At 70.0% G+C, this 10,807-nt stretch carries 9 protein-coding genes; 3 read left to right on the top strand and 6 right to left on the bottom strand.

What is annotated here, in order from left to right:
• Positions 1 to 37: 37 nt before the first annotated feature.
• The gene (gene dusB, locus ACFVYR_RS15715) at positions 38 to 1,177 is read left to right on the top strand and encodes a tRNA dihydrouridine synthase DusB (protein ID WP_384255244.1); all 1,140 of its coding nucleotides are present in this window, start codon (positions 38 to 40) and stop codon (positions 1,175 to 1,177) included.
• 257 nt (positions 1,178 to 1,434) lie between these two features.
• Here the strand turns inward: dusB and ppdK are convergent, their stop codons facing one another.
• From ppdK to ACFVYR_RS15735, 4 genes are all read right to left on the bottom strand, one after another.
• Complete coding sequence (gene ppdK, locus ACFVYR_RS15720) at positions 1,435 to 4,128, bottom strand: pyruvate, phosphate dikinase (RefSeq protein ID WP_384255247.1); 2,694 nt, start codon at positions 4,126 to 4,128, stop codon at positions 1,435 to 1,437.
• 515 nt (positions 4,129 to 4,643) lie between these two features.
• Positions 4,644 to 5,480 (bottom strand): carbohydrate ABC transporter permease, encoded by an 837-nt coding sequence (locus tag ACFVYR_RS15725; protein ID WP_384255389.1) that lies wholly within the window; start codon positions 5,478 to 5,480, stop codon positions 4,644 to 4,646.
• 74 nt (positions 5,481 to 5,554) lie between these two features.
• On the bottom strand, positions 5,555 to 6,457 hold the full coding sequence (locus ACFVYR_RS15730) for a carbohydrate ABC transporter permease (protein WP_384255392.1): 903 nt from the start codon (positions 6,455 to 6,457) through the stop codon (positions 5,555 to 5,557).
• Positions 6,458 to 6,561: 104 nt separating this feature from the next.
• Complete coding sequence (locus tag ACFVYR_RS15735) at positions 6,562 to 7,836, bottom strand: ABC transporter substrate-binding protein (protein WP_384255249.1); 1,275 nt, start codon at positions 7,834 to 7,836, stop codon at positions 6,562 to 6,564.
• 234 nt (positions 7,837 to 8,070) lie between these two features.
• Between ACFVYR_RS15735 and ACFVYR_RS15740 the strand changes: the two genes are divergently transcribed.
• Together ACFVYR_RS15740 and ACFVYR_RS15745 are read left to right on the top strand one after the other, a co-directional pair.
• On the top strand, positions 8,071 to 8,658 hold the full coding sequence (locus ACFVYR_RS15740; RefSeq protein ID WP_384255252.1) for a hypothetical protein: 588 nt from the start codon (positions 8,071 to 8,073) through the stop codon (positions 8,656 to 8,658).
• Between the two features lie 219 nt (positions 8,659 to 8,877).
• Positions 8,878 to 9,315 (top strand): group III truncated hemoglobin, encoded by a 438-nt coding sequence (locus ACFVYR_RS15745; protein ID WP_384255254.1) that lies wholly within the window; start codon positions 8,878 to 8,880, stop codon positions 9,313 to 9,315.
• Positions 9,316 to 9,334: 19 nt separating this feature from the next.
• On the opposite strand, the gene ACFVYR_RS15750 is transcribed toward ACFVYR_RS15745, so the two are convergent.
• Positions 9,335 to 10,114: an SDR family NAD(P)-dependent oxidoreductase gene (locus ACFVYR_RS15750; RefSeq protein WP_384255256.1), complete on the bottom strand. Its 780-nt coding sequence runs from the start codon at positions 10,112 to 10,114 to the stop codon at positions 9,335 to 9,337.
• Positions 10,115 to 10,222: 108 nt separating this feature from the next.
• Complete coding sequence (locus ACFVYR_RS15755; protein WP_384255259.1) at positions 10,223 to 10,807, bottom strand: TetR/AcrR family transcriptional regulator; 585 nt, start codon at positions 10,805 to 10,807, stop codon at positions 10,223 to 10,225.

Consider the following 10,807-nt stretch of genomic DNA (forward strand, 5'->3'; position numbering starts at 1 on the left):
CAATGAAGGGTCCCGTCATACGTTCCGGAGATCATCGATGCCGTCCCAGCCGCAGCCCCTGTCGATCGGCCCGCACACCGTGCAGCCGCCGGTCGTGCTCGCCCCCATGGCGGGCATCACGAACGCGCCTTTCCGGACGCTGTGCCGGGAGTTCAGTGGAGGCAAGGGCCTCTTCGTCAGCGAGATGATCACCACGCGCGCCCTGGTGGAGCGCAACGAGAAGACGATGCAGCTGATCCACTTCGACGCGACGGAGAAGCCGCGCTCGATCCAGCTGTACGGCGTCGACCCGGCGACCGTCGGCAAGGCCGTCCGCATGATCGCGGAAGAGGACCTGGCCGACCACATCGACCTGAACTTCGGCTGCCCCGTCCCCAAGGTCACCCGCAAGGGCGGCGGCTCCGCGCTGCCGTACAAGCGCCCCCTGCTCCGCGCGATCCTGCGCGAGGCGGTCAGCGGCGCGGGCGACCTGCCGGTCACCATGAAGATGCGCAAGGGCATCAACGACGAGCACATCACCTTCCTCGACGCGGGCCGCATCGCCGTCGAGGAAGGCGTGACGGCCATCGCCCTGCACGGCCGCACCGCCGCCCAGCACTACGGCGGCACCGCCGACTGGGACGCCATCGCGCGCCTCAAGGAGCACGTCCCCGAGATCCCGGTGCTCGGCAACGGCGACATCTGGTCGGCCGCCGACGCGGTCCGCATGATGAACGAGACCGGCTGCGACGGCGTCGTCGTGGGCCGTGGCTGCCTCGGCCGCCCCTGGCTCTTCGGCGACCTGGTCGCCGCCTTCGAGGGTACGGGCGCACCCAAGGCCCCCGACCTGCGCGAGGTCGCCGCCGTCATGTTGCGGCACGCCACCCTCCTCGGCGAGTGGATCGGCGACGAGGCGCGCGGCGTCATCGACTTCCGTAAGCACGTCGCGTGGTACCTGAAGGGCTTCGCGGTCGGTTCGGAGATGCGCAAGCGCCTCGCGATCACCTCCTCGCTCGCCGAACTGGAGGACGGACTCGGCGAGTTGGACCTCGACCAGGCGTGGCCGGCGGGCGCGGACGGCCCACGCGGCCGCACCTCGGGCAACAACCGGGTCGTCCTGCCGGACGGCTGGCTGAAGGACCCCTACGACTGCGCGGGCGTGAGCGAGGACGCGGAACTGGACACGTCGGGCGGCTGAGGCCCGGCGCCGACGACCTGGCCCGCACGCAGCGATGTGCTCACTGGTCACCGGACGCCTGGAGCATCTGGACGACGGCCGCGTTCCCTGCGGCGCTCGGCCGGGCAAGGAGACGCGCCGGACCGGTCGTACGCGAGGATGTCGGGGCCTACGCGTCGGGGCAGCATCCCCGCACAGGATGCTGCCCCTTCTTCGCGGACCGGAGCCGACGCCGTATCGGTACTGAGGGTCGGGGACACGGCGTCGGCCCCGGGGCTCTACCGGTGGTCGCTGCCCGTCGAGTGGGACGCGGCGCGGCCGGCCTCCAGGCGGGCCACCGGGATGCGGAACGGTGAGCAGGAGACGTAGTCCAGGCCCACCTCGTGGAAGAAGTGCACGGACTCCGGGTCGCCGCCGTGCTCGCCGCAGACGCCGAGCTTCAGGTCGGGACGGGTCTCGCGGCCCGCCTTGACCGCGTCGCGGACCAGCTTGCCGACGCCGTCCTTGTCGATGGTCTCGAAGGGCGAGACCCCGAAGATGCCCTTCTCCAGGTACGCGGTGAAGAACGAAGCCTCCACGTCGTCGCGCGAGAAGCCCCAGACCGTCTGCGTGAGGTCGTTCGTGCCGAAGGAGAAGAACTCGGCGGCCTCGGCGATCTGGTCGGCGGTGAGCGCGGCGCGCGGCAGCTCGATCATCGTGCCGAGCGCCAGCTTCAGGTCGACGCCGGTCGTCTCGATGACCTCCGCGATGACCTGCTCGGCCTCGTCACGGACGATCTCCAGCTCCTGGACCGTGCCGACGAGCGGAATCATGATCTCCGCGCGCGGGTCGCCCTTGGCGCTCTTGCGCTCGGCCGCCGCCTCCGCGATGGCCCGCACCTGCATGGTGAAGAGGCCAGGGATGACCAGGCCGAGGCGTACGCCGCGCAGGCCGAGCATCGGGTTCTGCTCGTGCAGCCGGTGCACGGCCTGGAGCAGGCGCAGGTCGTTCTCGTTGGCGTCCTTGCGGGACTCGGCGAGCGCGACGCGGACGGACAGCTCGGTGATGTCCGGCAGGAACTCGTGCAGCGGCGGGTCCAGGAGGCGCACGGTGACCGGCAGGCCGTCCATCGCCTCGAAGAGCTCCACGAAGTCCTGCTTCTGGAGCGGGAGGAGCTCCTTGAGCGCGTCCTCGCGCTCGTCGTCCGCGTCGGCGAGGATCAGCCGCTCGACCATCTCGCGGCGCTCGCCGAGGAACATGTGCTCGGTGCGGCACAGGCCGATGCCCTGCGCGCCGAAGCGGCGGGCGCGCAGCGCGTCCTCGGCGTTGTCCGCGTTGGCGCGCACCCGCAGGCGGCGCACCCGGTCCGCGTACGCCATGATCCGGTGCACGGCGGCGACCAGCTCGTCGGCGTCGTCGGCGCCGGCGTGCATGCGGCCCTCGAAGTACTCGACGACGGGGGAGGGGACCACGGGCACCTCGCCCAGGTAGACCTTGCCCGTCGAACCGTCGATGGAGACGGTGTCGCCCTCCTCGACGACCACGCCGCCCGGCGCGGTGAGGCAGCGCCGCTTGGTGTCGACCTCCAGCTCCTCGGCGCCGCAGACACAGGTCTTGCCCATGCCGCGCGCCACGACGGCGGCGTGCGAGGTCTTGCCGCCGCGCGAGGTCAGGATGCCCTCGGCGGCGATCATGCCGTCGAGGTCGTCGGGGTTGGTCTCGCGGCGGATCAGGATCACCTTCTCGCCCGAACGCGACCACTTGATCGCGGTGTACGAGTCGAAGACCGCCTTGCCGACCGCGGCACCCGGTGACGCGGCGATGCCCCGGCCGAGCTGCTCGACCTTCGCGTTCTCGTCGAAGCGGGGGAACATCAGCTGCGCGAGCTGCGCGCCGTTGACGCGCTGGAGCGCCTCGGCCTCGTCGATCAGGCCCTGGTCCACGAGCTGCGTCGCGATGCGGAAGGCGGCACCCGCGGTGCGCTTGCCGACGCGGGTCTGGAGCATCCACAGCTGGCCGCGCTCGATGGTGAACTCGATGTCGCAGAGGTCCTTGTAGTGCGTCTCAAGGGTCTCCATGATCTGCATGAGCTGGTCGTACGACTTCTTGTCGATCTGCTCGAGATCGGCGAGCGGCACGGTGTTGCGGATGCCCGCGACGACGTCCTCGCCCTGCGCGTTCTGGAGGTAGTCGCCGTACACGCCCTGATGGCCGCTGGCCGGGTCGCGGGTGAACGCGACGCCCGTGCCGGAGTCGGGGCCGAGGTTGCCGAAGACCATCGAGCAGACGTTGACGGCCGTGCCGAGGTCGTGCGGGATGCGCTCCTGGCGGCGGTAGAGCTTGGCGCGGTCGGTGTTCCACGATTCGAAGACCGAACGGATCGCGAGGTCCATCTGCTCGCGCGGGTCCTGCGGGAAGTCCCGCCCGGCCTCCGTCTTGACGATCTTCTTGAACCTGGTGACCAGCTTCTTCAGGTCGGCGGCCTCGAGGTCGGTGTCGACCGTGACCTTCTTGGCCTCCTTGGCCTTCTCCAGCGCGTCCTCGAAGAGGTCACCGTCGACGCCGAGTACGGTCTTGCCGAACATCTGGATGAGGCGGCGGTAGGAGTCCCACGCGAAGCGGTCGTCGCCGGACTGCTTGGCGAGGCCCGTCACGGACTTGTCGGAGAGCCCGATGTTCAGGACGGTGTCCATCATGCCGGGCATGGAGAACTTGGCGCCGGAGCGGACCGAGACGAGCAGCGGGTCGTCGGCCTGGCCGAGCTTCTTGCCCATCTTCTTCTCGAGGGCGTCGAGGTGCGCACTCACCTCGTCCCGCAGCTCGACGGGCTCCTCGCCGCTGCCGAGGTAGGTCTTGCAGGCCTCGGTGGTGATGGTGAAGCCCGGCGGGACGGGCAGCCCGAGGTTGGTCATCTCGGCGAGGTTCGCGCCCTTCCCGCCGAGAAGGTCCTTGAGGTCCCTGTTGCCCTCGGTGAAGTCGTAAACGAACTTCACGTCCGCGGTCGTCTCACTCGTGTGAGCTACGTGGGAATCTTTGTTTTCCGACACGGGTCTCGACTCCTCGAGGACTCGGTGGCTGCCCTGACGGCGAGGAACATACCCAGATCGAAGGCTCATGGGTACGTCCACTTGTGCGTCATACGGCCGTAACCACCCGTCCGCCGCTAGATCGAAAGTGACTGAGCGGTAGCCAAGACCTCCTTCGTTCGTTCAAGTCTTGAACACACACCGCCCTCTGTACTCACTAAACGCTCAGGTGAGCGGGGAAATCTCAGATGTGAGTTCACCTCGTGAATGATCGAGCAGTGGCACTGAGTGCCACCCTTTGGAGAAGTGCACCCGCTCATGAAGCGCTCATCTGAGCGCAAGGCCTATCAGGGGTGGCGAGAATCACGCCGTTTGGAGGGGCCGAATGTCGGCATCCGGACCCTCTGAAGAGGGTCCGGACTCCCTGAAGTGCGGTGGAGTACTTCGCGGACGCCGGTGAGGAAGGGAGTTCCGGACAGATCTCAGTCGTCGATCCCCGACCTCTCCACCCCCGCCACGATCCACCGTTGGAAGAACAGGAACACGACCAGGAGCGGCACGATCGACACCGCCGCCGCGACGAACAGTTCGTGCAGGCGGATGACCTGGGACGTGGTGAACGTGGCCAGGGCCACCTGGACCGTCCACGCGTCGCGGTCCTGGCCGATCACCAGGGGCCACAGGAAGGAGTTCCAGGCGCCGATGAACACGATCGTGCCGACCGCGGCGAAGACGGGACGGGAGTTGGGCACCACCACCCGCCAGTACGTGCGCCAGTAGCCGAGGCCGTCCACCCGTGCCGCGTCCTCCAGTTCCCTGGGGAAGCCCAGGAAGTACTGGCGGAAGATGAAGCAGGCGAAGGCCGAGAACAGGGTGGGGACGATCAGGCCGCGCAGGGTCGACACCCAGCCGAGCGACGAGACCAGGACGAAGCTCGGTACGAAGGTGACGGCGGCCGGGACCATCATCGTGCCGAGGATCGCGTAGAAGACCTGGTTCGCGAACCGGTAGGGGATGCGCGCCAGGCCGTACCCGGCGAGCGAGGCGAGGACGAGGGTGCCCAGCGTCGTCGCGACCGCGATCAGCGTCGAGTTGAGCAGGGCCCTCGCCATCGGCACCGTCGGGTCGTCGAACAGCTCGGAGAGGTTCGACCAGTGCAGGGTGGAGGGGAAGAACGTCCAGTCGGGGGACGTGATGTCGTCCTCGGACGCGAGGCCGTTGCGTACGAGGAGGTAGAAGGGGATCAGGAAGAGGAGCGCCAGGGCGATCAGCAGGACGAGGCGCAGGGCGCGGCCCGTGCGGACCAGGGCGTCGTCCATGGGGCGGTGCGGAGCCTTCGCCGGGTTCCCCGGCCTCTTCGGGTCGGCACGCTTCGCGGATGTGGTCATGGCGCTCAGTCCTCCTTTCCGCCGAGGCCGAACCAGCGCGCCTGGCCGATCGTCACCACCGCGATGATCAGGGCGAGGATCACCGCGCCCGCGCTGCCGAAGCCGAGGTTCTGCTCCTGGCCGAGCGCTGTGTAGTAGAGGTAGACGAGCGGCGGACGGGCGTAGGGCGGGTAGCCCTGGGAGTCCGAGAGCAGGTTGTAGAACTCGTCGAAGGCCTGGAAGGCGTTGATGACCAGGAGCAGCGTCACGGCGACCGAGGTGGTGCGCAGCTGCGGGAGCGTGATGTGGCGAAGCACCTGCCAGCCGGGCCGCGCCCCGTCCACCGCAGCCGCCTCGTAGAGGGTGGGGGAGATCCGTTGCAGGCCGGCCAGGAAGAGGATCATGTAGAAGCCGGCCTGGAGCCAGAGCCGTACGGTGACGATGACCAGCCAGTACCAGGGCGGGTCCGTCGTCGAGAGCCAGGCGGTCTGGTCGGCGCCGAACCAGCCGAGGACGGTGTTGGCGAGCCCGAACCGCACCCCGTTGAAGATCGACAGCTTCCAGATCAGCGCCGCCACGACGTAGCTGCACGCCGCCGGGAGGAAGAAGACCGAGCGGAAGAACGCCTGCGCGCGGCGCATCCGGTTCACCATCAGCGCGAGCGCGAGGGACAGCACGAACGTCGTCGGCACGATGAAGGCGGAGAACACCGCGAAGGTGACGAGGCTGTCGGTGAAAGCGTCGTTCCGCAGCATCGACGTGTAGTTGTCGAATCCGATGAAGTCGGTCGGCGAGACCGTGTTGTGGGCGTCGAAGAAGCTCAGGTAGACGCTCCAGGCGAGCGGTACGTACGTGAAGAGGATCAGGCCGAGCGCGAAGGGGCCGACGAAGACCCAGAACCAGAGGGTGCGGTTCTGGGTGCCGAGCAGGGCTTTCGCGGGGCGGCGGCGCGTCTTCGGCGTATCCGGCCCAGCTGACGCCTTGGGCTCGGAGTTCGCGGAGTTCGCGGCGGGACCCGTGGCCAACGCCCGCCTCACGACTTCTTCTTGGCGCGGTCCAGCTCCGCCCGCACCTTGCGTACGACGGACTTCAGCTCGCTCTCCGGGTTCGCGCCGGACTTGATGATCCGGCTCAGCGCGTCCTGGTACGCGGTGCGGCTCGGCGGAGTCCACAGCAGCGGCTGGGCGTAGCCGTACTGTGTGGAGTAGCGCACGGCGTCCGCCGCAGGGCCCTCCTTCAGCTTGTCGGCCTTCTTCGCCAGGGAGAGCCTGGCCGGGATGTGGAAGCCGTACGACAGCGCGAAGTCCTCCTGGTACTCCGTCCTGTCGATCCACAGCCACTTCAGGAAGTCCTTCGCCTCCTTCTTGTGGTCGCTGCGGGCGCTCACCGCCGCGCCGTACGCCCCCACGGGCAGCGCCGGTTTCCCGCCCGGCCCGTCGGCGGGCAGCGCCAGCACGCCGAAGTCGTCGCCAAGCTCCTTGCGCACGGCGGGCAGCGCCCACAGCCCGCACCACTGCATGGCGGTCAGCTCCTGCACGAACGCCGACGGGTCCGACCAGTCGGCGGGCGCGCCGAGCAGCAGCGACTTGTCGGCGTACAGCTGGCGCAGCTTGCCCAGGACGCGGGCGGCCGCCGGGTCGTCGAAGCCGACCTCGCCGTCCTCGGTGACGGAGGAGAGACCGGCCGCGTACAGGGGTGTGATGCCCAGCGCACCGGCGCCGCCGTCATTGCCGAGGAAGAGGCCCTTCACCTTCTTCGTGGTGGTCGCCTTCGCCGCGTCGACCAGCTCGTCCATGCTCTTCGGCGGCTGCACGCCCGCGTCGTCGAGCAGGCTCTTGCGGTAGTAGAGCAGGTGCATGTCGGCGACCTGCGGAATGGCCCAGATCTTGCCGTCGTACGTTTTGGGAGCGAGCAGCACCGGGTTGAAGTCGTCCTTCACACCCTCGAACAGGTCGGTGAGGTCGACGACCTGGCCGCCCCTGATCTGGTCCAGGGACGGGCCGTTGACCTCGAAGACGTCGGGCCCCGAGTCGGTGAGCAGGGACGCGGCGGTCTGCTCGTCGTAGTTGCCCGGGCGCCACTGGACGCTGACGTCCGCCTTCTTGTACGCGGCGGCGTACCGCTTCACGGCCTGCTCGGTGCCCGCCTCGCCGTACTGGTGGTACCACTGCGCGAGCCGCGGGCCCTTGCCGCCCGAACCGCCGCCGTCGCGCCCGGTGTTGGACCCGCACGCGCTGAGCAGCCCGAGCGCCGCGCCGGCCGCGACCGTCGTGCCCGTCCCGAGCAGTGTCCTGCGGCTGATGGTCATGCTGGTCGTCCCCCTGCGTGGTGTGTCGGAACTCCGTGGCGTGGCCTTGTGTGCCCGGCTCAACGATCAACCATGCAGAGGGATTACGACAGGGGTGTTGCGGCCGAGTGTCACCCTGCGGACACCCGGGCCGCCCCGACGAGTGTCAACGGGCCGTCAAGGTGTGCCGACGGTGTGTATATGCCTCGTCAACGGGCGACGACGTGGGCACGCGGCCGTTCTACCGTGCCGCACATGGGACACGACATGGCAGGTTGGGGCGCTGTCCGCGGCGGTGCCGCCCACGGCGGCAGAAGTCGTCGGGGCGGCGAAGGAGCGGCGGGGCAGACCACGTCGGACCGCGGCTGGGCCGCCTCGGTGCGGGGCGCCGTCTTCTGCGCGTGCGCGCTCTTCGTGCTCGTCCTGCTCATCGACCGGGCGGACGACACGCTCACCCCCGCGCGGGCGTGCCTGTGGGCCGCGCTCGCCGTGCTGCTCTACCTGGTGCTGCACCCCGTACGGGTGACCGCGGGCCCCGGCTGGCTGGCCGTACAGGGGCTCGGCCGCCGCAGACACGTCTGCACCTGCCTGCTGACCGCCGTGCGGCGCAGCGAGGGCGTCGCCGCCCGCCTGGTCCTCTGCGACTCACTCGGCAACCGCGTCGAACTCGACCCGCAGATCCTCGTCGACAACCCCCTGCTCCTGCACCGCCTCGACACCGGCGCCCGCACCGCGCGGGAGAACGGGCTGCTCAGGACCGGCTGCACCGAACTGCGCCGGCTGGCCACGCGGGCCGACCGCGCGGCGGCCAAGGCCGTCTTCGAGGCGTCGGACCTGCGCTGAGCGCACGAGCGCACATGGACGCGTCGGACCTGCGCTGAGCACACCCGGAAATGCCCCGCACGCACGCCGTCCCTGATGCTGCCCCGCACACTGCCCCTGATGCTGCCCCGCACACCGCCCCTGATGCCGACCCGCACACGCCCCCCTTTCGTCCCGCGCGCCCCGGACATCCCCCGTTCACCCGACATCCCGCCGCCCGGTCGTGGCACAGTCGTATGTGTGGATATCGTCAGCCGTGCCGATCTGGACGTACTGCTCCGCCGCTTCTACGCGGCGGCCTTCGTCGACCCGCTGATCGGCCCCTTCTTCACGGAGATCGCCGGGACGGACCTCGACGCGCATCTGCCGCACATCACCGACTTCTGGGAGCGCGCGCTCTTCCGCACCGCCGAGTACCGCCGTGACGCCTTTGCCCCGCACGCCGCCCTGCACGCCGCGCGGTCGCTGACCGCCGAGCACTTCGGCCGCTGGGTGCAGCTGTGGCACGCCAGTGTCGACGGCCTGCACCGCGGATCGAACGCCGACCGCGCCAAGGCGCAGGGGGAGCGGATAGCGCTCGCCCTGCTGCGGCGCCTCGGGGGCAAGGACGTGTCGACCACCGGTGCGGGCCCCGGCTTCGTCCCGCTGGCCGCCCTGGAGCTGCGCGGAGCGGCGTGAGCCGTACGGCGCGGGGGCGTCAGGCCGCCGCGCCGCCGTCGATCACCAGGTCCGCGCCGACCACCGAGCCGGACTCGTCGGACGCCAGGTAGAGCACGGCCGCGGCGACCTCCTCGGTCGTGGAGACGCGGCCCAGCGGCGTCGACTCCTTCATCCGGGCCGCCCGGTCGGCCTCGGTCTCGCCGGGGCGGAACGACATGGTGGTGTCGGAGGAGCCGGGGCTGACGGTGTTGATGCGGACGCCGTCCCTGATGTGCTCGGCGGCGGCCGCGCGGCTCAGCGCGGAGACGGCGGCCTTGGTCGCCCCGTAGGCGGCCGTGCCCGGCGTGCTGGTGTGCGCGCCGAGGGTGGAGCCGATGTTGACGATGGTGCCGCCCGCGGGCTGCGTGCGCATCTGCTTCACCTCGGCCTGGAGGGCGAGGAGTACGCCGGTGACGTTGATGTCGAGCATCGTGCGCCAGTCCTCCTCGGGCAGCTCGGCGACCGGCTGTCCGGCGCGCAGGATGCCCGCGTTGTTCACTGCCACGTCCAGGGAGCCGAAGCGGTCGACGGTGGCGGCGACGAGCGCGGCGAGGTCGGCGGAGCGGGAGACGTCGGCGGTGACGGCGAGGGCGGTGCCGCCGACGGCCTCCACGAGGTCCGCGGTCTCCTTCAGCGGGCCCTCGGTGCGCCCGGCGACGACGACGTTCGCGCCCTCGGCCGCGAGGGCGAGGGCGATGGCCCGGCCGAGGCCGGAGCCACCGCCGGTGACGAGGGCGGTACGGCCGGTGAAGCGGTGCCGGGCGACGGAAGCAGTCATGGCGGAGTCTCTCTTTTCTTGACCGATCGGTTCAATATCAAGGCGTGAAGAAGTCGGCCCTACGGATACGGATACGGATACGGATACGGAGGCGGATGCGGATGCGGCTCAGTCGAGCAGGGTCAGCGCCTGCTCCACCGCGTCCCGTACCCGCGCCGGGTCCGTGGAGGCCTTGCCGACCACCCGCAGGCCCTGCATCACGACGAGCAGCATGCGGGCGAGGGTCAGCGGATCGCGGTTCCCGGGCAGCTCGCCCTGGGCCTGCGCGCGGACGAGCGCGGAGTGCATCAGCGTCTCCAGGCGCTCCCAGCTCCGCTCGACGCAGCGGGCGGCGGACTCGTCGTGCGGGCCCAGCTCGGCCGCGGTGTTGGTGATGAAGCAGCCGTTGAGGCGCGCCTCGGCGGAGGTCGCCTCGGCTCCGAAGCGGCGTACGAGCGCGCGGACGGCGGGCAGTGCGGGGCCCGGCTGCGAGAGCTCGGTCAGCAGGCGCGGGTCCTGGAGCGTGGCGTACCGCTCCAGCGCCTTCAGGTACAGCTCGTGCTTGTTCCCGAAGGTCGCGTAGATGCTGGCGCGCCCGATGCCGAGCGCCTCGACGAGGTCCGCCATCGACGTCGCCTCGTAGCCGCGCCGCCAGAACAGCTCCAGGGCCGACTGCAGCGCGGTGTCCGGATCGAATTCCTTGGTCCTGGCCAC

This window comes from Streptomyces sp. NPDC058284, assembly GCF_042881135.1.
GTDB lineage: Bacteria > Actinomycetota > Actinomycetes > Streptomycetales > Streptomycetaceae > Streptomyces.